A 22,768-nucleotide genomic window follows, 5' to 3' on the forward strand; every position below is an offset into this window, starting at 1 on the left:
AGACGAGTTTTCAATGAACGATTCAGATCAGCCCAATCCGTCTTTTTCCGCCCAGCGTCGGCGCGTGCTGCTGGGCATGGGCGCCGCCGGCGTGGCCCTGGCCGGCAGTAGCCTGAGTTGCCCGGCCATGGCCGCCGCGCCCGCCCAGGTCACCGAAGCCCCCAGCAGCGACAAGACCCAGGACCGCCACGACTTCCATGGCCAGCATCAGAGCGGCATCGTCACCCCGCGCCCGGCCGCGGGCATGCTGGTGTCCTTCGATGTGCTGGCCAGCGACCGCGACGACCTGGAACGGCTGTTTCGCACCCTCGACCAACGCATTGCCTTTCTCATGCGCGGTGGCCCGGTGGCCCAGGTGGACCCGAAGCTGCCGCCCCTGGACTCCGGCATCCTCGGCCCGGTGGTGACCCCGGACAACCTGACCATCACCGTCTCGGTGGGCGAATCGCTGTTCGACGAGCGCTTCGGCCTGGAGGCGGCCAAACCCAAGCGCCTGATCCGCATGGTGGGCTTCCCCAACGATGCCCTGGAGCCCGCCTGCTGCCACGGCGACCTGAGCCTGCAGTTCTGCTCCAACACCGCCGACACCAACATCCACGCCCTGCGCGACATCGTGAAGAACCTGCCCGACCTGCTGCTGGTGCGCTGGAAACAGGAAGGCAGCGTACCGCCCCAGGCCCCGGCCAAGCCCGGCGAGCCGGCGCAGAGTGCGCGCAATTTCCTGGGCTTTCGCGATGGCTCGGCCAACCCCGACTCCAACGACCCGAAGGCCATGCAGCAGATCGTCTGGGTCCAGCCCGGCAGTGACGAACCGGCCTGGGCGGCCCATGGCAGCTACCAGGCAGTGCGGATCATCCGCAACTTCGTCGAACGCTGGGACCGCACCCCGCTGCAGGAGCAGGAAAGCATCATCGGCCGGATCAAGACCAGTGGCGCGCCCATGGACGGCCAGAAGGAAAGCCAGGTGCCCGACTACGCCCGGGACCCCCATGGCAAGGTCACCAAGCTCGACGCCCACATCCGCCTGGCCAACCCGCGCACTGCCCAGAGCCAGCAGAACCTGATCCTGCGCCGGCCGTTCAACTACTCCAACGGGGTCAACAAGAACGGCCAGCTGGACATGGGCCTGCTGTTCATCTGCTACCAGGCCGACCTGGAGAAAGGCTTCATCGCCGTACAGACCCGTCTGAACGGCGAACCCCTGGAGGAGTACCTCAAGCCCACTGGTGGCGGTTACTTCTTCACCTTGCCGGGGGTCACCGGCGAAGAGGATTTCATCGGGCGTTCGCTGCTCGATGCCACCGGACCTAAAAGCACTGCCTGACACCCCTAACACAACAACCCCCACGGAAAAGTCCCATGAAAAAGTCGCCTCTCGCTGTGTTGCTGACCCTTGGCTTGCTCCACGCGCCGCTTTCGGCGTTCGCCGCAACTGCGCCCCTGGAGCTGGTGGGGCCGATCTCCGACTACAAGATCTACGTCACCGAGCAGCTCGACGAACTGGCCAGCCACACCCAGCAGTTCACCGATGCGGTGAAAAAGGGCGACCTGGCCGCCGCCAAGAAGCTCTACGCGCCGACCCGGGTCTACTACGAGTCGATCGAACCGATCGCCGAGCTCTTCAGTGACCTGGACGCGTCCATCGACTCCCGGGTCGACGACCACGAGAAAGGCGTCAAGGCCGAAGATTTCACCGGTTTCCACCGCCTGGAATACTCGCTGTTCTCGGAAAACAGCACCGAAGGCCTGGGCGAGCTGGCCGACGGCCTGAACAAGGACGTCAAGGACCTGCAGACCCGCGTCGCCGGCCTGACCTTCCCGCCGGAAAAAGTCGTGGGTGGCGCCGCCGCGCTGCTGGAAGAAGTGGCCGCAACCAAGATCTCCGGTGAAGAAGACCGCTACAGCCATACCGACCTCTACGACTTCCAGGGCAACATCGACGGGGCGAAGAAAATCGTCGACCTGTTCCGTCCGCAGATCGAGAAGCAGGACAAGGCCTTTGTCGCCAAGGTGGACAAGAACTTCGCCACGGTGAACAAGATCCTGGCCAAGTACAAAACCCCCGACGGCGGCTTCATGACCTACGACAAGGTCAAGGAAAACGACCGCAAGGCCCTGGTAGGCCCGGTCAATACCCTGGCCGAAGACCTCTCCACCCTGCGCGGCAAACTGGGCCTGAACTGAGCCCGGAACCCAACACGCCATCCTCTCTGTAGGAGCTGGCTTGCCAGCGAAAGCGGCCCTGGGCACAACGCCCGGCTCAAGGCCCTCTTCGCCGGCAACATCATCACGAATGCAGATAAGCCTGGGCTGTGACACGTTATCCCGTTAACGTTCACGGCCCATCGACTTTCTGGAAGACCCTTCATGCCTCGCTCCACAGCCGCCAGCGCGCCGCTGACCGTCAGACCCTTCTCGCTGGTTCCACTGATGGCCGCCTATATGGCCTGCACCATGTCGATGATGGCCTTCGTCTCGCTGATCGGCCCGATCTCCCGGGCCCTGCACCTGGAAACCTGGCACGCCGGCGCGGCCGTCACCGTTTCCGGGGTGATCTGGATGCTCCTGGCGCGCCCCTGGGGCCAGGCCAGCGACCGCTTCGGCCGGCGCCGGGTGCTGCTGCTGGGCACCGCCGGCTTCACCCTCGCCTACTGGGCCTTGTGCCTGTTCATCGACCTGTCGCTGCAGTCGCTGCCCAGCGTCGCCATGGCCTTTCTCGGCCTGATGCTCGGCCGCGGCCTGATCGGCGCCTTCTACGCGGCGATCCCGGTGGGCGGCTTCGCCCTGATCGCCGATAACGTCGAGCCTCAGCACCGCGCCCGTGCCATGGCCACTCTGGGCGCCGCCAACGCCGTGGGCCTGGTGCTGGGCCCGGCGGTGGCCGCGCTGCTGGCGCGCTACAGCCTGAGCCTGCCGTTCTACGCCATGGCGGTGCTGCCGTTGCTGGCATTCCTGGTGCTGCGCTACCAACTGCCGCGCCAGGAACTGCACCTGGCCCAGGCGCCGACCCGGGTACGCCTGGGCGACCCGCGACTGCGCCGGCCCATGGTGGTGGCCTTTGTCGCCATGCTCTGTGTGTCGGTGGCCCAGATCACCGTCAGCTTCTATGCCCTGGACCGGCTGCACATGAGCCCCGCCGATGCCGCCCAGACGGCCGGGGTGGCCCTGGCCATGGTCGGCGTGGCGCTGATCTGCGCGCAGTTGGTGGTGCGCAAGCTGGAATGGCCGCCGCTGCGGATGATCCGCTACGGCGCCCTGCTGTCGGCGCTGGGTTATGCCGGCAGCATGCTGGTGGACAGCGCCTGGGGCTTGTGGCTGGCGTTCTTTGTATCGGCGGCAGGCATGGGTGGGGTGTTTCCGTCGTTCTCGGCCCTGGCGGCGAATGCCGTAGAGGCCTCGGAACAGGGCGCGACTGCCGGCAGCATCGGCGCCGCCCAGGGCCTGGGCGTGGTCATCGGGCCCATGGCCGGCAGCCTGATCTACGCTATCGAACCGCGCCTGCCCTACCTGCTGGCGGCGGTGCTGCTGGTACTGATCGCGATCTGGCCCGCCCCGCAGCCCAAAGACCTGTAGCCGCTGCTGCAGGCTGCGAACGGCTGCAAATCAGACGCCGCTCTTGAGGTTGCTGAAGGCCCTGCGGACCTTTGCGCAGCCTCGCAGGCTTGGCAGCGGCTACAGGTACTGCGCTGCTTTTGTAGCCGCTGCCGCAGGCTGCGAACGGCTGCGAAGCAGACGCCGCTCTTGAGATTGCTGAAGGTCCTGTGGATCTCGGCAGCGGCTACGGGTTAAAGCATGCGGTAGAGCAAGCGCTCGATGCGCACGCGGCTGACCCGGCGCAGGAACTTGCCCACGGCCTCGGGGTAGTCCACCAGGCTGTCCAGGTACTGAAAGTGCTCGATACGGCGGGTGTGGCGATAGATCTCGGCCTGTTCGGCGTTGCGCGCCTGCAGCAGCTCGCCCTTGGGGTCGTCCAGCAACAGGGCGTTTTCCAGGTCCAGGCGGAAGGCCCGCGGATTGAGGTTGTTGCCGGTGAGCAAGGTATAGCGCTCATCGACCCACATGCCCTTGAGGTGGTAGGTGTTGTCACCGTCACGCCACAGGTGCAGGTTCAACTGGCCGTTGTCGATCACTTTCTGATGCCGCTTGGCAAAACGCCGCAGGCTGATTTCATACAGATAAGGCAGCGCGGCGATCACCTTGAACGGCTCGCTGGGCGGGATATAGAAGTCGTTGGCGGTCTTGTCGCCGACGATGATGTCGATCTTCACCCCGCGCTCCAGAGCCCGGTTGATCTCCCGGGTCACCGGCAGCGGCAGGTTGAAATACGGGGTGCAGATGGTCAGCTGGCGCTGGGCGCCGGCAATCAGCTCGCAGATCACCCGGTTCAACGGGTTGCCCTTGCCCACCCCGAGCAACGGGCTGACCGACAGCCCGCTCTTGTCCAGGCCACCGGCAGTGGTGTCGTAGGTGGCGTGCTTGAGGCGGCTGCGCAGATCGCCGATGTCGTTGCGCAGGCTGCGGGTGGTGGGCAGGTTCGGCAGGTCCAGGCGGTGCACTGCCCGCGACTCCACCAGGCCGTGCTGCACCAGGTGGTGCATGGAGTCGGCCAGCGCCTGGTTGTGCAGCAGGTGGTAACGGTCGCAGCGGTACTTGTCGAACTTGTGCAGGTACACGTTGTTCAGACTGGCGCCGCTGTAGAGCACGCAGTCGTCGATGACGAAACCCTTGAGGTGCAGCACCCCGAACAGCTCGCGGGTCTGAACCGGCACGCCGTAGATCGGCACCTCGCTGGCGTGAGTGCGGGTCATTTGCTGGTACCAGGCCGAGTTGCCCGGCTGCTTGCCGGCACCGATCAGGCCGCGCTGGGCTCGCAGCCAGTCCACCACGACCACCACTTCCAGCTCGGGGCGGGCGGCCTTGGCGGCGTGCAGGGCATCGAGGATTTCCTGGCCGGCTTCATCCTGTTGCAGGTACAGCGCGACGATATAGATGCGCCGGCGGGCCTGGGCAATCTGCTCCAGCAGCGTGCGGCGAAACTGCGCAGCGCCGGTCAGCGTGGTGAAAGCCTCGGCGGCCAGTGGGAAGCTGCGCAGCTTGGGCAGCAGGGAACGTTTGAAAAGCGACGGCATTAGGGCTCGCAGTGGCTCAAATCCAAAGAGCGCAAGAGCTTACACCATGGACCGGCCGGAGTCCCCTGCCTGGCATGTATAACGCCCTCCCTCAGCAAAGCAACCGCCCACTGTGCGCAGGAGCCGGCTTGCCGGCGAATGGGGCCCCAAGCCCTGTGCAAGGCGCAATGACGCCTTCGCTGGCAAGCCAGCTCCTACATATAGGGAGAGATTCGATGTGCTTTTCTGTAGGAGCCGGCTTGCCGGCGAATGGGGCCCCAAGCCCTGCGCAAGACGCAATGACACCTTCGCTGGCAAGCCAGCTCCTACAAAGGGTAATGGCCAGTTTCGAAGAAAAACAAAAAATGTAATTGACCAAGAAGAACGATCGTTCTACTGTTCGCCACATGAACGAAATCATGCACTCTGAAACCCGAGACATCATCCTCGATGTCACCGAGAAACTGATCTACCAGAACGGCATTGCCGCCACCGGCATGGATCTTCTGGTGAAGACCGCCGGCGTCTCGCGCAAGAGCGTCTACCGCTATTTCACCAACAAGGACGAGCTGGTGGTGGCCGCCCTGGAGCGTCGCGATCAGCGCTGGATGCACTGGTTCTGCAGCGCGGTGAACCAGGCCGCGACCCCGGCCCTGCGCCTGCTGGCGCTGTTCGACGTGCTCAAGGACTGGTTCGCAACCCCCGGTTTTCGCGGCTGCGCCTTTATCAACACCAGTGGCGAAACCGGCGACCCGCAAGACCCGGTGCGCCAAGTAGCAAAACGGCACAAGCAGAACCTGCTCGACTACGTGACCGAGCTTTGCCAGGAACATGGCGTGCAACATCCTGAGGAACTGGCAGCGCAACTGCTGATCCTGATCGATGGCGCCATTACCGTTGCCCTTGTCATGGGCAATCACAGTGCTGCTGATAATGCGCAATGCATGGCGCAAAAGTTATTGGACCTCTGATTGTTTTAAACAAGAGCAGCCTCTTTGTTTGAACAGCAACTTTCATTGGAGACAGATCATGTCGTCTAACGCTCAAGTGCGCCCGCCCCTTCCGCCTTTCACTCGCGAGTCGGCGATTGAAAAGATCCGCCTGGCCGAAGATGGCTGGAACTCCCGGGACCCGGAGCGGGTATCCCTGGCCTATACCCTGGATACCCAATGGCGCAACCGCGCCGAGTTCGCCCACAACCGCGAAGAGGCCAAGGCGTTCCTGACCCGCAAATGGGCCAAGGAACTGGATTACCGCCTGATCAAGGAACTGTGGGCCTTTACCGACAACCGTATTGCCGTGCGCTACGCCTACGAATGGCACGACGACTCGGGCAACTGGTTCCGTTCCTACGGCAACGAAAACTGGGAGTTTGACGAACAGGGTTTGATGGCCCGGCGCTTTGCCTGCATCAACGACATGCCGATCAAGGCCCAGGAGCGCAAATTCCACTGGCCCCTGGGCCGCCGGCCCGACGATCATCCGGGCCTGAGCGAACTGGGCCTGTAATCACCACCGCCTCTGCCCTTGTAGGAGCTGGCTTGCCAGCGAAAGCGCCCTCAAGCCCGGTACAAGGCTCCGAGGCCCGTTCGCCGGCAAGCCGGCTCCTACGAAAAAACACACCTCCTCTGCCCCCGTAGGAGCTGGCTTGCCAGCGAAAGCGCCCTCAAGCCCGGCACAAGGCTGCGAGGCCCATTCGCCGGCAAGGGGCGGCTTCAGGCGGCGGCTTCCTGTTCCTTGGACCGCACCCGGGCCTCCAGCTCGCGTACCAGCGGCAGCACGCGCTGGCCGAAATACTCCACCTCTTCCTGGAAATGCAGGAACCCGGCCAGTACCAGGTCCACACCCACCGCCTTCAACTCCACGATGCGCTGGGCAATCTGCTGTGGCGTGCCGATCAGGTTGGTCTTGAACCCGTCGTTGTACTGCACCAGGTCCTCGAAACTCGACTTGGCCCAGTTGCCCTCGCCTTCGGGGGACGCCTTGCCGGCCTGCCGGGCGGCGTCACCGAAGGCATTCACCGCCTCCGGGTCGGCCTGATCGATGATTTGCTGCAACACCGCCCGCGCCTCCTCTTCGGTGTCCCGGGCGATCACGAAGGCGTTCACTCCGATCTTCACCGAGTGCTGGTTGGCCGCGGCCTTGGCGCGGATGTCGTCAACCTGGGCCTTGATCCCTTCGACACTGTTGCCGTTGGTGAAGTACCAGTCCGAAACCCGGGCCGCCATGTCCCGGGCAGCCCGCGAGCTGCCGCCCTGGAAGATCTCCGGCTGGCCCAGGGGCTTGGGCTTGAGGCTGTAGTGGTCGAAGCGATAGAAATCGCCCCTGAAGGTGAAGGCATCCTGGCTCCAGACCCCGCGCAGGCAGCGAATGAATTCCTCGGACCGGCGATAGCGCTCGTCGTGCTCCAGCCAATGCTCGCCAATGGCCTGGAACTCACCCTTGAACCAACCGCTGACGATGTTCACCGCAATACGGCCATTGGTCAGTTGGTCGATGGTCGCCAGTTGCTTGGCCGCCAGGGCCGGCTGCCAGGGCCCGGGCAGGATCGCCGCAATCACCTTGAGCTTGTCGGTGGCCGCCAGCAGTGCGTGGCTGAAAGCCACCGACTCGTGCTGGTACTCGGCGCCATAGCCAGCGGTGAAGCGAATCTGGGTCAGGGCGTATTCGAAGCCGGCCTGCTCGGCGATCTGCGCCAGCTTGCGGTTGTAGTCGATGCCCCAATGGGTGCGTTGCTCGATCTTGCTGACCACCAGCCCACCGCTGACGTTGGGCACCCAGTAGGCAAATTTCACGGCTTGCTGACTCATGGTTCGGTCCTCGGGACTTGGGAAAGTACCCCGGAGCAGAGCAGCAAGCGTGCCAGGGCCTGGAAGCCCTCGGCGCGTAGGCCGCCAGACGCCGTGTGGAGCCTCAAGCACGCCCTCTCCCGGGCAATGGCTGAGGCTCGCTGCCTGCGGCGGCGCGGGGCCGGCCAACCCTGGAAACGGGCTGTTTTGTTGATGAACTGTTGGCGGAGCAACAGTTGCAGGCGCTCTGCGGGAGCCCTTGCCCCGGCAAACCGGCGTTTGCGGCTTCGGCATGGTGTGTGCAATCGGCCTGGACCCTGCAGCGCTTTTTTCTGCCGAACCCAGGAGCTACACCATGACTGAACACCAGGTAATCAATCCGCTGTCCGTGGGGGTCGACTACGAGACCCTGGCCGCAGGCTTTCGCCCGATCTTCCAGCGCATCGCCAGTGGCGCGGTGGAACGGGAACAGCAACGCAAACTGCCCTACGAGCCCATCCAGTGGCTCAAGGAATCCGGATTCGGCGCGGTACGGGTGCCGCTGGAATATGGCGGTGGCGGCGCTTCCCTGCCCCAGCTGTTCCAGCTGCTGATCGAGCTGGCCGAGGCCGACGCCAACGTGCCCCAGGCCCTGCGCGGGCACTTTGCCTTTGTCGAGGATCGGCTCAATGCCACGCCCGGGCCGGGCCGGGACCTGTGGTTCAAGCGCTTTGTCGAAGGCGATATCGTCGGCTGCGCCTGGACCGAAATCGGCGCCGTGGACATCGGCCAGGTCATCACCAAAGTCTCTCCGGATGGCGAAAAATGGCGCCTCAACGGCGAAAAGTTCTACAGCACCGGAAGCATTTTCTCCGACTGGATCGATGTCTATGCCCAGCGCACGGACACCGGTGGCGACGTGATTGCCGCGGTGCGCACCCGCCAGCCGGGCATCGAGCAGAGCGACGATTGGGACGGCTTCGGCCAGCGCACCACCGGCAGCGGCACCTCGCGCTTCCAGGACGCTGAAGTGGACGCCGAGAACATCATCGACTTCGCAACCCGCTTCAAATACCAGACTGCTTTCTACCAGCAGGTGCTGCTGGCGACCCTGGCCGGCATCGGCCGCGCGGCGCTACGTGATGTGGCCCACGAAGTGCGGGTGCGCAAGCGCATCTATAGCCACGGCAACGCGCCCCAGGCCAGCGCCGATGCCCAGGTGCAGCAGGTGGTGGGCGAGATCGCGGCCCTGGTGTATGCCGCCGAAGCCGCCGCCCTGCGTGCTGCAGCCCCTGCGCAACAGGCCTACCTGGCGCGCTTTGCCGGGGACCCGGCCCAGGAGCGTGCGGCCAATGTGGCGGCGGAAATCGAATCGGCCACGGCCCAGGTGGTGGTCACCGAACTGGTCCAGCGCGCCACCAGCGAGCTGTTCAATGCCCTGGGGGCTTCGGACATTCGCCAGGGCAAGGCCCTGGACCGGCACTGGCGCAATGCGCGCACCGTGTCTTCGCACAACCCAGTGATCTACAAGGCGCGGATCGTCGGCGACTGGAAGATCAACGGCAGCGAGCCACCCTTTGTCTGGCAGATTGGCAACGGCCCCCAGCGCTGACCTCAGGCACCGCCCCCCGTAGGAGCTGGCCTGCCAGCGGAGGCGTCATCCAGGCGAGCGCTCGGCCCAGCGGCCTCTTCGCCGCCAAGCCGGCTCCTGCAGCGAAATCTCGGCGCACCGCCCCGTAGGAGCTGGCTTGCCAGCGAAGGCGTCATCCAGGCGGGCGCTCGGTTCAGGGAGAGGCATCCGACCAAGGTCGAGGCGGTCGCGCGGCGGGCTGGGTTGCAGGTAATATGGCGGACTTTCGCGCAGCCCCCTTTGCGCTTCTCGCCGAAATAAGCCGACCCCATGCCCTTCGAACTCAGCGTAGACCTGACCACCCTCGCCATTCTCGCCCTCGTGGCCTTCATCGCCGGTTTCATCGACGCCATTGCCGGCGGCGGCGGCCTGCTCACCACCCCGGCCCTGCTCACCGCCGGCCTGCCGCCGCATCTGGTGCTGGGCACCAACAAACTCAGCTCGACCTTCGGCTCGGCCACCGCCAGCTTCACCTTCTATCGGCGCAAGCTGTTCCACCCCAGGCAATGGACCCACGCCATTGTCGGCACCCTGGTGGGCGCCCTGACCGGGGCCATCGTCGCTCACTACCTGCCGGCGGAATGGCTGAACAAGATGCTGCCGGTGATCGTCTTCGCCTGCGGCCTGTACCTGCTGTTCGGCGGCACGCCCAAGGCGCCACTGGACAGCGACGCACCGATCAAGAAGAAGTGGCAATCGAGCCAGGGCTTTAGCCTGGGCTTCTATGACGGCGTAGCCGGCCCCGGCACCGGGGCGTTCTGGACCGTGAGCAGCCTGCTGCTCTACCCCATCGACCTGGTCAAGGCCAGCGGCGTGGCCCGCAGCATGAACTTCGTCAGCAACATCGCGGCGCTGTCGGTGTTCGTGTTTTCCGGGCAGGTGGACTGGATCATCGGCCTGTGCATGGGCCTGTCGGTGATGGTCGGGGCCTTCTTCGGCGCACGCACCGCCATCAGCGGTGGTGCCAAGTTCATTCGCCCGGTGTTCATCACCGTGGTCCTCGGGCTGACCGTGCGCCTAGCCTGGCAGCACTGGTTCAGCGTGGCCTAGGCGGCGCGCCACATAGAGATCGATCAGGTAGCGGGCAATCGAGCGCGAGGCCGGCAACGGTGGTAGCGCATGGACGCTGAACCACTGGGCGTCCTCGATCTCGTCTTCCTGGGGAATGATCTCGCCGCCGGCGTATTCGGCGTGAAAGCCCAGCATCATCGAATGGGGGAACGGCCAGCATTGGCTGCCCACGTACTGGATGTTCCTGACTTCGATGCTCACCTCTTCGCGCACCTCGCGAATCAGGCAGTCCTCCGCCGACTCGCCCGGCTCGGCAAAGCCTGCCAGGGTGCTGTAGACCCCGGTGACGAAGCGCGGCGAACGAGCCAGGAGGATTTCGTCACCGCGGGTGATCAGCACGATCATGCTCGGTGAAATGCGCGGGTAGCTGCGCAAGTCGCAAGGCTGGCAATACATCGCCCGCTCCCCCGGCACCTGGGCCATGGGCCGCCCGCAACTGCCGCAGTACCGGTGCTCCCGGGCCCAAGTGCCGATCTGCGCGGCATAGCCCAGGACCTTGTACAGGGTGTGATCGCCCTCCAGCATGAAGGCCCGCAGGCCTTTCCAGCCGCAGCCCGGCACTTCGGCGCGGGCGCTCAGTTCCAGCAGGTACACCGGCTCGCCATCGAGATGGCCGATGCCGTGTTCCGCCAGCAGCGGCAGGTCCTGGCCCTTGAGCCAGTGCCGGGGGAACAGCGCGCCGTTGTCGTCATAGAGAAAGCCGTCCGGGCCGCGGGCCACGGCCCAGCCGCCGGGAAGGTCGGTGTCGAGTACTGCGGTGGTCCAGCGTTCAATCATCGTCAATCAATCCAGAAATTCGGGTTTCTGTTTGCTCATATGGGCGGCGATGGCCACGCGCAAGTCGTTGGACTGCAACATGGCAGCGTTCCAGGTGGCGACATATTCCAGGCCGTCATCAATACGGTGGTCACGCATGTAGCTGAGCATTTCCTTGGTGCCGCTGACCGCGATCGGCGACTTGGCGGCGATCTCCCGGGCAATTCCCATGACCCCGTCCAGCAGGCTTGCGGCATCGCTGTAGGTCCGGTTGACCAGGCCAATGCTGCGTGCTTCCTCGGCACCGAAGGTGCGCCCAGTGTAGGCCAGCTCGCGCAGAATGCCGTCGCCGATGATACGTGGCAAACGTTGCAGTGTGCCGACATCCGCAGCCATGCCGATATCGATTTCCTTGATCGAGAATTGCGCATCGTCCGCGGCGTAACGCATGTCGCAGGCGCTGATCAGGTCGATGGCGCCCCCCAGGCAATAGCCCTGGATCGCCGCCAGCACCGGCTTGCGGCAGTTGTCCACGGCATTGAACGAGGCTTGCAGCTGGAAGATCTTGCGCCGCAGCAGGCGCGCGTTGCGGCCCACATCCTTGCCCAGTTCGTTGGCCACCCCGGCCAGCATCATCAGGTCGATGCCCGAAGAGAAATGCTTGCCGGCACCGCTGAGCACCACCACGCGCACTGCGTCGGTGTCGTCGATCCAGCGGAAGATCTCGACGATCTCGCTCCAGAACGCGGCGTTCATGGCGTTGATCTTTTCCGGGCGGTTGATCTGCACATGGGCGATGTTGTCAGCGAGTTCGACGCGAAAGGCTTGGTATTCGGACATGGCAGTGATCCTTTACTGGGCAGAAAATGAGGGCCGAACTATAGCAAGTGGCGGCGGCGGGCCGTAAGGCAGCGCATCGGCCAAAAGCGGGACTGACCACCGCCCCTGCAGGCGCCGGCTTGCCGGCGAAGAGGCCCCTGAGCCGAGAGCCCCTGCGGATAACGCCTTCGCTGGCAAGCCAGCGCCTACATGGGGGCGATGTGGGGGGGATGAGCTCAGCCTTGCCGGGTGCAATAGAAGGCGGCGGTCGTGTAAGGCACGGTGACCTGGGCCTTGCCCCGCAGCTGCGGCTCGCTGTCGATCAGGGCGGCGATCTGCCGGTCCACGGCCTCGCGTTCGGCCTGGGGCAAGGCGGCGATGAAGCTGGTGGAGCGCACACGGTTGAAGATCACGTCCTCCGGCGTGCCGCTGTGGCCCTGGGTGAAATGCTGTTCCTGCAGGGGCCCGAAACCCGGGTGGGGAAAGGCCTGGCGCCAGGCACCGGTGTAATAGCGCGGGGTATCGGCCTGCAAGGCATTGACGATGGCGTCCAGGCGCGCCACCCAGGGCACACGGGCATCCCGCAGGTTCCACACCAGGGCCAGCTTGCCGCCGGGCTTGAGCACGCGATGGATTTCCTCAAGTGCCGCGCGGTGGGCAAACCAGTGAAAGGCCTGGGCACAGACCAGCACATCCACCGAGGCATCCTTGAGCGGCAGCGCCTCGGCGCTGCCCTCCAGTACCTGGGCCTCGGGCTGGGCCGCCGCCAGCCTGGCGCGCATTTGCTCGACCGGCTCCACCGCGATCACCTGGGCCCCCGTGGCCAGCAAGCGGCCGGTGAACTTGCCGGTGCCGGCGCCCAGGTCCACCACCACCCTGCCCGGCCCGAGGCCCAGCGTCTCCCGCAGCCAGGGCTCAAGGGCTGGCGGATAGTCCGGCCGGCCCCGCACATAGGTATCGGCGGCCTGTTGGTAGCCGTCGGCCGCAGCATGATGAATCGCCTGATCGTTCATGGATGAACCTCCTCATTGCGGGTGAGTACGAACAGGATAAACCGTGCCCGACAACAGACAGCATGAAACTCCTGTCAGTTGCACCCCCGTTGCAGGAGCAGGCTGTAGGAGCTGGCTTGCCAGCGAAGGCGTTATCCGCAGGGGCGCTCGGCTCAGGGGCCTCTTCGCCGCCAAGCCGGCTCCTCCAACGAATCCGCGCCGCACCGCCTGGTAGGCGGCCTTGAGACAAGCGCTGGGCTCTGCGGCCCTTTCACCGCCAAGCCGGCTCCTACGGATTCAGGCCCTGGGCGGGGGCGGCAGGCTCAGGCGAAAACGCGCGCCGCCCAGGGGCGAGGCTTCCACGGTCAGGGTGCCGTCCTGGGCTTCCAGGGCCCGGCGGCTGATGGCCAGGCCCAGGCCGAAGCCGCCGGTGGCGCGGTCGCGGCTGCGGTCCAGGCGGTAGAACGGCTCGAACACCCGCTCGCGCTCGTCGTCGGGAATGCCGATGCCGTCATCGTCGACCCAGATCTCGCAGCCGTCGTCGCTGACCAGCACCCCCACCTGGATGCGCTTCTCGCAATAACGGGTGGCATTGCGCAGCAGGTTCTGCAAGGCCCGGGCGGTCAGCCGCGGGTCCAGGGTGAAACGTTCCAGGGCACCGTGCAGCAAGACGTCGATGACGATATCCGACTCCAGCTCATCGTCGACACTGCCCAGGATGCTGTCGATGAACTCGTCCAGGGACACCTCGATCTGCTCCGGCAGGCACGCCGGGTTCTGCAGGCGGCTGTAGGACAGCAGCTCCAGGACCAGTTCATCCAGTTCGCGAATGTGCGCCACCAGCCCTTGCAGGCGCTCGCGGCTGGCCGCCGGCAAATCGTCGGAGAGCGCCAGGGCCAGGCCGAAATCCAGCCGGGTCAGGGGCGTACGCAGTTCGTGGGACACCGCGTTGAGCAGGTCACGCTGCTGGTTCAGGAGTTTTTCGATATCCCCGGCCATGGTGTCGAAGACATTGGCCAGGCTGCCGATGTTGGAACTGGCGGGCAGTTGGGTGCGCTCGCCCAGATGGCCCTTGCCGAAGCGTTCGGCGGTGCGCTTGAGGCGCTCCAGGTCACGCCAGTGCGGGCGCACCCAGAGCAGCAGGCAGGCCAGCAGCACGGCGACGATCAGGACATTGATGCTCCAGTACAGCAGGTTGACGTCCAGCGGGTCCGGCGGCACCACCAGCTTCACCGCCAGTTGCTCATCCAGCGGCGACACCGCCAGGGTGCGCCAGCCCCAATCGCCCAGGCGCACCACTTTCTCGCCGCGTTGCAGGCGCTCGCGCTCGTAATCGCTGAAATCCGGGTCGTCGATGCGCACCAGGGCCACCTGCAGCGGGTGGAACTCCTCGTCCATCTCCTTGACCAGGGTCGGCCACTGCTGCGCCGGCAAGGCGCGGAACTGCTTGACGATCAGGCTCTGCAGGCCCCGGGACTGGTCCAGGTTGTAGTCCAGGAAACGCTCGTGGAAAACCTTGATCACCAGGTCCGGGATCAGGTAGATCGCGGCGCTGAAGGCAATGATGGTGATCAGGTACAGACGGACCAGGATGCGCAGCATGGAATCAGCATTCCCACTCGGAACGACTGAACAGGTAACCCTTGCCCCACACGGTCTTGATCTTGCGCGCCTCGCCGGCGTGATCGTCGAACTTGCGCCGCAGCTTGGAGATCGCCACGTCCACCGAACGATCGGTACCGTTGAACTCGATGCCCCGCAGGCGCTGCAGGATCTGGTCGCGGCTCAGCACTTCACCGGCATGCCGGGCCAGCACCACCAGCAGGTTGTACTCGCCGCTGGACAGCTCCACCAACTGCTCGCGCCAGGTCACGGTGCGCTCCGACAGGTCGATGCACAGGTTGCCCATGAGGATCTGGTCGCTGGCGCTCTGCGGCTCGCTGAGGCTGCTGCGGCGCAACAGGGTACGGACCCGGGCCAGTAGCACTCGCGGTTCGCAAGGTTTTGTCACATAGTCGTCGGCGCCCATTTCCAGACCCAGCACCTGATCATGGCTATCATCCCGCGCGGTCAGCATCAGGATCGGCAGGGTCGCCGAGTCGGCGCGCAACAGGCGGCAGACTTGCAGGCCATCCAGGCCCGGCAGCATCAGGTCGAGGATCACCAGGTCCGGGGGGCTGGCCTTGGCCCGCTCCCGCACCTGGTCACCACGGCTGATCACGCTGACCTGATAGCCATTGCGTTCCAGGTAGCTGGCGATCAGTTCGGACAGCGCAGTGTCGTCTTCGACAAGAAGAATATTGGGCATGGAGAGCGATCTTTATTGAAGAAATACAGAATACCGGCGTTCTTTATAAGGCACCGGGCAAAACCAGCAAGGCGCCAAGGATATACAACCCTGGCCGCACCGGTGCGCAGGCTTCACACTTTTTCACACAGCACCTACACAGCTTCACAGCGGGCCTTGACCCATGCCCTTAGCATGCCGAGGTCATTATTGGGGTATCAGCATGTCGAATAAACTCTTTGCGCCATTCTGCCTGGTCGTTCTGGCAGCGGCGCTGAGCGCGTGTGGCAAGACCGAAGGCGAGCAGACGCCGCCACCGGCCAAGGTACGGATCGAAACCGTACAGAGCCAGGCCCTGTCCATCACCAGCGAACTGAGCGGGCGCATCGCCGCGCCACGGATCGCCGAAGTCCGCGCCCGGGTGGCCGGGGTGGTGCTGCAACGGACCTTCCGCGAAGGCTCCGACGTCAAGCAGGGCGAGGTCTTGTTCCGCATCGACCCGGCCCCGTTCAAGGCTGACCTGGACAGCGCCCAGGCCAGCCTGCGCAAGGCCGAGGCCACCGCCTTCCAGGCGCAGTTGCAGGAGCAGCGCTATTCCAAGCTGGTCGCCGACCAGGCCATCAGCGGCCAGGAATACGACAATGCCCGGGCTGCGGCACGCCAGGCCAGCGCCGACGTCGCCGCCAACCAGGCCGCGGTGCAGCGGGCCAAGCTCAACCTCGGCTATGCCACCGTCACCGCGCCGATTTCCGGCCGGGTCGGCCGCGCCCTGGTCACCGAAGGCGCCCTGGTGGGCCAGAACGAGACCACGCCGCTGGCGCTGATCCAGCAACTGGACCCGATCCACGCCGACCTGACCCAGTCCACCCGTGAACTCAACGACCTGCGCCGGGCCTTCCGCGCCGGCCAGTTGCAGCAGGTGGGCAAGGACCAGGCCAAGGCGACCCTGATCCAGGACGACGGCAGCCTCTACCCGCTGCCGGGCAAGCTGTTGTTCGCCGATATCAGCGTTGACCCGAGTACCGGGCAGATCATCCTGCGCAGCGAGTTCCCCAACCCGGACCTCGACCTGCTGCCCGGCAGTTTCGTGCGCGTGCGCCTGGAACAGGCGGTCAACCAGCAAGGCATCAGCGTGCCGCAGCGGGCCATCCAGCGCGACAGCGCCGGCATCGCCCAGGTGCTGCTGGTGGATGCGCAAAACAACGTGGTGCAGCACCCGGTGCAACTGGGTGGAGTGCAGAACGATCGCTGGATTGTCACCGAGGGCCTCAAGCCCGGTGACCGGGTGATTGTCGAAGGCCTGCAACACGCCCGCCCCGGCGAGCCGGTGGAAATCGACGCCAGCCCCCTTGCGCACGCCCAGAACCCTGGCCAGTAGGTAGTACACATGCCGCAATTCTTTATTGACCGCCCGGTATTCGCCTGGGTGGTCGCCTTCTTCATCCTGTTGGCCGGTGCCCTGGCGATCCCCCAACTGCCGGTGGCGCAATACCCCACCGTGGCCCCGCCGCAGATCGAGATCTACGCCGCCTACCCGGGCGCCTCGGCACAGACCCTGGACGAATCGGTGGTCAGCCTGATCGAGCAGGAGCTCAATGGTGCCGACCACCTGCTGTACTTCTCGTCCCAGAGCAGCCTCGGCAGCGCCACCATCACCGCCACCTTCCAGCCGGGTACCAACCCGGAACTGGCCCAGGTGGACGTGCAGAACCGTCTCAAGGCGGTGGAACCGCGCCTGCCCCAGGCGGTGACCCAGCAGGGCCTGCAGGTGGAGAAAGTCTCCGCCGGCTTCCTCTTGCTGATCACCCTGACCTCCAGTGACGGCCGCCTGAACGATGTCGCCCTCAGCGACTACCTGGCGCGCAACGTGATGAACGAGATCCGCCGCCTCGATGGCGTCGGCAAGGCCCAGTTGTACGGTGCCGAGCGGGCCATGCGGATCTGGCTCGACCCGCAGAAACTGATCGGTTTCAACCTGACCCCGGCCGACGTCAACGCCGCGGTGGCGGCGCAGAACGCCCAGGTTCCGGCCGGCAGCATCGGCGACCTGCCCAACCCCGCCAGCCAGGAAATCACCGCGACCATCCTGGTCAAGGGCCAGCTTTCCAGCCCTGAAGAGTTTGCCGATATCGTCCTGCGGGCCAACCCCGACGGCTCCACGGTACGCATCGGCGATGTGGCCCGGGTGGAAGTCGGCAGCCAGGAATACCAGTACGGCACCCGCCTGAACGGCAAGCCGTCCACCGCGGTGGGCGTGCAGTTGTCCCCCGGGGCCAACGCGTTGAATACCGCGACCCTGATCCGCGCCAAGATGGACGAGCTGTCGCGCTATTTCCCGGCCGGCGTGGAATACAAGATCCCCTACGACACTTCGCCCTTCGTCAAGGTCTCGATCACCAAGGTGCTCTACACCCTGGCCGAAGCCATGGTGCTGGTGTTCCTGGTGATGTTCCTGTTCCTGCAGAACATCCGCTACACCCTGATCCCTACCCTGGTGGTGCCCGTGGCCCTGATGGGCACCTTCGCCACCATGCTGGCCCTGGGGTTCTCGATCAACGTGCTGACCATGTTCGGCATGGTGCTGGCCATAGGCATCCTGGTGGACGATGCCATCGTGGTGGTGGAGAACGTCGAGCGGATCATGGCCTCCGAAGGCCTGTCGCCCAAGGAAGCCACGCGCAAGGCGATGCAGCAGATCACCGGGGCCATCATCGGCATCACCCTGGTGCTGGTGGCGGTGTTCATCCCCATGGCCTTCATGCCCGGCTCGGTGGGGGTGATCTACCAGCAGTTCTCGCTGTCCATGGCCACCTCGATCCTGTTCTCGGCGTTCCTCGCCCTGACCCTGACCCCGGCCCTGTGCGCCACCCTGCTCAAGCCCATCGCGGCGGGCGAACACCATGAACGCACGGGGTTCTTCGGCTGGTTCAACCGGCGCTTCGAACGCCTGAGCGACAGCTATCAGGGCGGCGTGACCTATGCCCTCAAGCGTACCGGCCGCTACCTGCTGATCTACCTGGCGCTGCTGGCGATCATGGCGCTGCTGTTCAGCCGCCTGCCCTCCTCCTTCCTGCCAGTGGAGGACCAGGGCTACACCATCACCGACATCCAGCTGCCACCTGGCGCCAGCCAGAACCGCACGATCAAGGTGGTGGAGCAGATCGAAGCGCACAACGCCAGCGAACCGGGAGTCGGCGACAGCACCATCATTCTCGGCTTCAGCTTCTCGGGTAACGGGCAGAACGCCGCGCTGGCCTTCACCACGCTCAAGGACTGGTCGCAACGGGGCAGCGAGGATTCGGCGATGTCCATCGCCGACCGCGCCAACGCCGCCCTCGGCGCGATCAAGGATGCCGTGGTGTACGCCGTGCTGCCGCCGCCGATCGATGGCCTGGGCACCTCCAGCGGCTTTGAGTTCCGCCTGCAGGACCGTGGCGGCGTCGGCCACGCGGCCCTGATGCAGGCCCGGGACGAGCTGCTCAAGGCCACGGAAAAGAGCCCGATCCTGGCCAACGTCCGGGAAAGTGCCCTGGCCGAAGCGCCGCAGGTGCAACTGGAGGTCGACCGCAAGCAGGCCAACGCCCTGGGCGTGTCCTTTGCCGATATCGGCAGCCTGCTGTCCACCGCCCTGGGGTCGTCCTACGTCAACGACTTCCCCAACCAGGGGCGGATGCAGCGGGTGGTGATCCAGGCCGAAGGCGACCAGCGCAGCCAGGTCGAAGACTTGCTGCGCCTGAACGTGCGCAACAGCGCCGGCAAGATGGTGCCGCTGTCGGCCTTCGTCCGCGCCAGCTGGAGCCTGGGCCCGGCTCAACTGACCCGCTACAACGGCTACCCGGCCATTGCCGTCTCCGGCGAGCCGGCCCCTGGCCACAGTACCGGTGAAGCCATGCAGGAAATCGAACGGCTGGTGGCGCAGTTGCCCACCGGGCTGGGCCTGGAATGGACCGGCCTGTCACTCCAGGAACGGCTGTCCGGCAGCCAGGCGCCGATGCTGCTGGGCCTGTCGCTGCTGATCGTGTTCCTGTGCCTGGCGGCGCTCTACGAGAGCTGGTCGATTCCCACCTCGGTGCTGCTGGTGGTGCCCCTGGGGGTACTGGGCGCAGTGCTGGCGGTGAGCCTGCGCGGCATGCCCAACGACGTGTTCTTCAAGGTCGGCCTGATCACCATCATCGGCCTGTCGGCGAAGAACGCGATCCTGATCATCGAGTTCGCCAAGAGCCTGTACGACGAAGGCCATGATCTGATCGATGCCACGGTGCAGGCTGCACGCCTGCGCCTGCGCCCCATCGTCATGACCTCGCTGGCGTTCATCCTCGGCGTGGTGCCCCTGGCCATCGCCACCGGCGCCAGCTCCGCCAGCCAGCAGGCGATCGGTACCGGGGTGATCGGCGGCATGATCACCGCAACCCTGGCAGTGATCTTCGTGCCGGTGTTCTTCGTGGTGGTGATGAAACTGGTGAAACGCGGTTCGTCCAAGGACTGACATCGCTGCATGGGGTCCCGGTTCCGGGGCCCCTTCTTCTCTTGCCCCCCCTCTTCTCGTCTCAGGCCGCCATGGCCGGGCATACCCGTGCCTGTGGGCAATCCAGGGCGAAAGGCCCGGGAAAGGCCGCAGCGGATTTGCCCGGTGGATTGCCCGCCAGCAGCGCCGGAGCCTTGGCCGCCTGGCTGTGATGGGCGATCTGGTGATTGCATTCGATGGCCCGCGCCAATGCTCCGGCCGAGCCCTGGCCCAGCCCCAGCAGGCTGGTGCCATTGGTGAAGAACGCGAGGAAGGCGGTGATCATCAGACGGCGCCCTTTCATGGCCGTCTCCCCGCTTCGGCATGGAGTACCGGGCTCTGGCCGCTTGCCGCGCCGGAATCAATCAACGCAGCGCTCGGCAGGCCCGCAGCCAGGCTGGCCCAGAGCATCAGAAGCAGATAAAGCCCCAGCGCCAGGTAGGCGCCGTACTTGGCAGAACTGAGGATCGAACGGGCCATGGTGATCTCCTGAGGCGTTTTCGTGCCCAGAGGATCTATCAATCAAACGCCAGTAAAAAGACGTTTATATCCATAGCCATCATCAATTTTCTTGATACTTTAAACTCGCGTCTCAGTCCTGCAACAGGCTGGTCAGACGCTCGCGGGAAGTCTCCGGCTCGCCTTCGACAGGCTGGGCAGAGGACAGGATGGGGGTGGAGTAGAGCAACAGCAGAACCACGGTCAGACGCATCACCATGCTATCGATCCTTGCTCGGGAAAGAGTCAATAATTCAGCGTCAAATTTAAACACATGGCTATATGACACTACCAAGCAAAATTTGCCTGGCGGGAAGAATAAGTCGCAAACAGGTGATGCAGGAGCGACATCACTGCTTCAGTGACTTCGCTCCTGCATACCTTGGGTTTGCTGCTTGCGGGGTGATCCGGAGCGCTCATTGCTGGGCTTTGTGATCCAGGGCGGCGTAGAAGTTGGCGCTTTGTTGCAGGTACTTCTGGGTGTAGGTGTTGGTGCTGGATTTCTTCTGGCTGATTTCCACGCTGGCGCTGGCAGGCAGTGCCACGGTGGCGGAAATGGCGGAGGCTGCGATCACGGAGAAGAGATTGAAGTTCATCGGTATAACCCTCGTATTCAGTTGGCTTGCTTGCCCGTGTGGGCCGTGAAGCAAACTTACTCCCGAGGGTTGGCGGGAAAAAATTCTTTGCGGCAGTAGCCATTATCAGCGTCGTTAATAGAAGGAGTCAGGCCCCGGACGCCGGGGCCTGCGGTCTATTGACGCACCAGGAATTTGATATCGCTGGGGGAATCGAACGGCAGTTTCTGCACGGTCTTGCCCAGGAAACCGGTCTTGGCGTCGCGCTCGATCACCACGATCTCGTTGCTTTTCTGGTTGCCGATCAGCACATAGCGGTTGCTCGGGTCGAGGCTGAACTCCCGTGGGTGATCGCCTTCCACCGAACGCCGCTGGATTTCCTTGAGCTGGCCATTGGCCGGGTCGATGGCAAACACCAGCAACTGGTTGGCGGTGCCCCGGTTGCTGACATACAGGTACTGGCCGTCCTTGGAAGCGTGCAAGGCCGCGGCGGCCTTTTTCTCCTTGGAGCCGTTGGCCGCCAGGTCGAGCATCTGACGCTGAGTCAGCTTGCCGTCCTGGTAGTCGAACACCGCCAGTTGAGCGCTCATTTCCATGGTCAGGTAGGCATGCTTGCCATCGGCGCTGAACAGCAGGTGCCGCGGGCCACTGCCCGGCGGCAGCTGGACGAAGGCCGGGTCGGCCGGGCTCAGCGGGTGTTCCGCATTGGCCTTGGGGTCATAGCGATAGACGAAGATCTTGTCCGCACCCAGGTCGTTGGCGAACAGGAACTTGCCGTCCGGGGACGGCACCGACGAATGCACGTGGGCCGATTGTTGGCGCTCGGGGTCGACCCGGCTGGCCGGATGACTGGTGAGCTGCACCACCGGCGACAGATGACCGTCATCGCTGACCGGCACCACCGCCAGGCTGCCGCCCGGATCCACATCCACCGAATAGTTGCTGACGAACAGGTAGTTGCCGTCGGCACTCAGGCTGGAATGGGTGGGCTCGTTACCCTGGCTCTGCACCTGGTTGATCAGGCTCAGTTGATGGGTTTTCGGCGCCAGGCTGTAGCTGCTGACACGACCGATGGGGTCGGCCTGCCCCGGGCTGTTCTCATTCACCGCGAAGACGAACTTGAGGTCCTTGGACAAGGTCAGCCAGGACGGGTTGGAGCTCTTCACCACCTGCAGCGGCTTGGGGTCGATCTGCCCGGTGCGCTCATTGAATTGCAGGCGGTACAGACCCTGGCTCTGGCCCTGGGTATAGGACCCTACCAGCAGCTCATGGGTTTCGGTGGCCGGCGCGGCCTGGACCGCCATGGCACCGACACTGCCGGCCATCAGCAGGGGCCAGAAATTACGCATCTTCATGTTCACCTTCCTCTTCGTCGCGGGCACTGAACGCGCTCATGCACACCAGGCGGTGCTCACCGGAGTCGCCTGCCAGGGTCCAGCTCTGCAAGTCCTGGTCGAAGGTCGCGGCCTGGACCTGGGCCAGGGTAAAGCTCCAGCGCTTGGCCGCGCGGCCGTCCATGCACTCGATCAGCAGGCGCTGCTCGTCGAGGGTGAAATCGAAGGCGTGCAGGCCGTCGATTTCCAGCATGTCGCAGGCTTCAAGGGCGCAGAGCAAGGTGTCGGTAGCAGCGGTCATAGCGATCAGTCATCAGATGGAAAGGCGCAATGATAGCTGATTGGCGCTGCCGGGTTGGGCCAGCATTGCGCCGCGCAAGCGACTGCCCCGGATACACCCTCCGACAGGCACTGCCGGGGCCGCCC

Annotated in this window: 22 protein-coding genes; 9 read left to right on the forward strand and 13 right to left on the reverse strand. The window is 64.7% G+C overall.

The features are described from left to right. Nucleotides 1–13: 13 nt before the first annotated feature. The 3 genes from efeB (at nt 14) to A9971_RS29045 (ending at nt 3,573) form a co-directional block, all read left to right on the forward strand. The gene (efeB, locus tag A9971_RS29035) at nt 14–1,324 is read left to right on the forward strand and encodes an iron uptake transporter deferrochelatase/peroxidase subunit (protein ID WP_161466292.1); all 1,311 of its coding nucleotides are present in this window, start codon (nt 14–16) and stop codon (nt 1,322–1,324) included. Nucleotides 1,325–1,359: 35 nt separating this feature from the next. Then, nucleotides 1,360–2,184: an iron uptake system protein EfeO gene (efeO, locus tag A9971_RS29040; protein ID WP_011061541.1), complete on the forward strand. Its 825-nt coding sequence runs from the start codon at nt 1,360–1,362 to the stop codon at nt 2,182–2,184. A 183-nt stretch (nt 2,185–2,367) separates the two neighbouring features. Beyond that, nucleotides 2,368–3,573 (forward strand): MFS transporter, encoded by a 1,206-nt coding sequence (locus tag A9971_RS29045; RefSeq protein WP_011061542.1) that lies wholly within the window; start codon nt 2,368–2,370, stop codon nt 3,571–3,573. 212 nt (nt 3,574–3,785) lie between these two features. Here A9971_RS29045 and pssA read toward each other — a convergent pair whose 3' ends face one another. Beyond that, the gene (gene pssA, locus A9971_RS29050) at nt 3,786–5,129 is read right to left on the reverse strand and encodes a CDP-diacylglycerol--serine O-phosphatidyltransferase (protein WP_183000335.1); all 1,344 of its coding nucleotides are present in this window, start codon (nt 5,127–5,129) and stop codon (nt 3,786–3,788) included. A 386-nt stretch (nt 5,130–5,515) separates the two neighbouring features. On the opposite strand from pssA, the gene A9971_RS29055 reads away from it, so the two are divergent. Further along, on the forward strand, nt 5,516–6,079 hold the full coding sequence (locus tag A9971_RS29055) for a TetR/AcrR family transcriptional regulator (protein WP_183000336.1): 564 nt from the start codon (nt 5,516–5,518) through the stop codon (nt 6,077–6,079). A 58-nt stretch (nt 6,080–6,137) separates the two neighbouring features. After that, on the forward strand, nt 6,138–6,617 hold the full coding sequence (locus tag A9971_RS29060; protein ID WP_011061545.1) for a nuclear transport factor 2 family protein: 480 nt from the start codon (nt 6,138–6,140) through the stop codon (nt 6,615–6,617). A gap of 206 nt (nt 6,618–6,823) precedes the next feature. On the opposite strand, the gene sfnG is transcribed toward A9971_RS29060, so the two are convergent. After that, nucleotides 6,824–7,918 carry a dimethylsulfone monooxygenase SfnG gene (sfnG, locus tag A9971_RS29065; RefSeq protein WP_183000337.1) on the reverse strand — a complete coding sequence of 365 codons (1,095 nt, stop codon included), beginning with the start codon at nt 7,916–7,918 and terminating at the stop codon, nt 6,824–6,826. Nucleotides 7,919–8,252: 334 nt separating this feature from the next. Between sfnG and A9971_RS29070 the strand changes: the two genes are divergently transcribed. Together A9971_RS29070 and A9971_RS29075 are read left to right on the forward strand one after the other, a co-directional pair. Then, nucleotides 8,253–9,488 (forward strand): acyl-CoA dehydrogenase family protein, encoded by a 1,236-nt coding sequence (locus A9971_RS29070; protein WP_183000338.1) that lies wholly within the window; start codon nt 8,253–8,255, stop codon nt 9,486–9,488. Nucleotides 9,489–9,776: 288 nt separating this feature from the next. Next, complete coding sequence (locus A9971_RS29075) at nt 9,777–10,556, forward strand: TSUP family transporter (RefSeq protein WP_011061548.1); 780 nt, start codon at nt 9,777–9,779, stop codon at nt 10,554–10,556. Here A9971_RS29075 and nudC read toward each other — a convergent pair. From nudC to A9971_RS29100, 5 genes are all read right to left on the reverse strand, one after another. Continuing rightward, a complete protein-coding gene (gene nudC / locus A9971_RS29080) occupies nt 10,524–11,354 on the reverse strand; it encodes an NAD(+) diphosphatase (protein WP_011061549.1) in 831 nt (276 codons plus the stop codon). The genes A9971_RS29075 and nudC overlap by 33 nt on opposite strands. A gap of 6 nt (nt 11,355–11,360) precedes the next feature. Continuing rightward, a complete protein-coding gene (locus A9971_RS29085) occupies nt 11,361–12,173 on the reverse strand; it encodes a crotonase/enoyl-CoA hydratase family protein (RefSeq protein ID WP_015635797.1) in 813 nt (270 codons plus the stop codon). Between the two features lie 215 nt (nt 12,174–12,388). Further along, nucleotides 12,389–13,165, reverse strand: a complete 777-nt coding sequence (locus tag A9971_RS29090; protein WP_015635798.1) for a class I SAM-dependent methyltransferase — start codon at nt 13,163–13,165, stop codon at nt 12,389–12,391. Nucleotides 13,166–13,441: 276 nt separating this feature from the next. After that, nucleotides 13,442–14,746 carry an ATP-binding protein gene (locus A9971_RS29095; RefSeq protein WP_011061551.1) on the reverse strand — a complete coding sequence of 435 codons (1,305 nt, stop codon included), beginning with the start codon at nt 14,744–14,746 and terminating at the stop codon, nt 13,442–13,444. Nucleotides 14,747–14,750: 4 nt separating this feature from the next. Next, the gene (locus A9971_RS29100; protein ID WP_011061552.1) at nt 14,751–15,452 is read right to left on the reverse strand and encodes a response regulator transcription factor; all 702 of its coding nucleotides are present in this window, start codon (nt 15,450–15,452) and stop codon (nt 14,751–14,753) included. Nucleotides 15,453–15,654: 202 nt separating this feature from the next. On the opposite strand from A9971_RS29100, the gene A9971_RS29105 reads away from it, so the two are divergent. Both A9971_RS29105 and A9971_RS29110 read left to right on the forward strand, forming a co-directional pair. After that, nucleotides 15,655–16,809: an efflux RND transporter periplasmic adaptor subunit gene (locus tag A9971_RS29105; RefSeq protein WP_183000339.1), complete on the forward strand. Its 1,155-nt coding sequence runs from the start codon at nt 15,655–15,657 to the stop codon at nt 16,807–16,809. Between the two features lie 9 nt (nt 16,810–16,818). Next, nucleotides 16,819–19,917, forward strand: a complete 3,099-nt coding sequence (locus A9971_RS29110) for an efflux RND transporter permease subunit (protein WP_015635799.1) — start codon at nt 16,819–16,821, stop codon at nt 19,915–19,917. Between the two features lie 61 nt (nt 19,918–19,978). Here A9971_RS29110 and A9971_RS29115 read toward each other — a convergent pair whose 3' ends face one another. The 6 genes from A9971_RS29115 to A9971_RS29135 form a co-directional block, all read right to left on the reverse strand. Continuing rightward, the gene (locus A9971_RS29115; RefSeq protein ID WP_041118453.1) at nt 19,979–20,239 is read right to left on the reverse strand and encodes a hypothetical protein; all 261 of its coding nucleotides are present in this window, start codon (nt 20,237–20,239) and stop codon (nt 19,979–19,981) included. Beyond that, complete coding sequence (locus A9971_RS29120) at nt 20,236–20,415, reverse strand: hypothetical protein (protein WP_123430689.1); 180 nt, start codon at nt 20,413–20,415, stop codon at nt 20,236–20,238. Before A9971_RS29120 ends, A9971_RS29115 begins: the two co-directional genes overlap by 4 nt. Nucleotides 20,416–20,527: 112 nt before the next feature. Further along, nucleotides 20,528–20,653: a hypothetical protein gene (locus A9971_RS32995; protein WP_015635802.1), complete on the reverse strand. Its 126-nt coding sequence runs from the start codon at nt 20,651–20,653 to the stop codon at nt 20,528–20,530. Between the two features lie 196 nt (nt 20,654–20,849). Beyond that, the gene (locus A9971_RS29125; protein ID WP_015635803.1) at nt 20,850–21,029 is read right to left on the reverse strand and encodes a hypothetical protein; all 180 of its coding nucleotides are present in this window, start codon (nt 21,027–21,029) and stop codon (nt 20,850–20,852) included. Between the two features lie 155 nt (nt 21,030–21,184). Continuing rightward, entirely contained in the window at nt 21,185–22,363 is a 1,179-nt protein-coding gene (locus A9971_RS29130; RefSeq protein ID WP_019094608.1) for a lactonase family protein, read from the reverse strand. Then, a complete protein-coding gene (locus A9971_RS29135; RefSeq protein WP_015635805.1) occupies nt 22,350–22,643 on the reverse strand; it encodes a DUF5629 family protein in 294 nt (97 codons plus the stop codon). Before A9971_RS29135 ends, A9971_RS29130 begins: the two co-directional genes overlap by 14 nt. Nucleotides 22,644–22,768 lie beyond the last annotated feature (125 nt).

The sequence above is a fragment of the Pseudomonas sp. UME65 genome, from assembly GCF_014170225.1.
In the GTDB taxonomy this organism is placed as follows: Bacteria; Pseudomonadota; Gammaproteobacteria; order Pseudomonadales; family Pseudomonadaceae; genus Aquipseudomonas; species Aquipseudomonas protegens.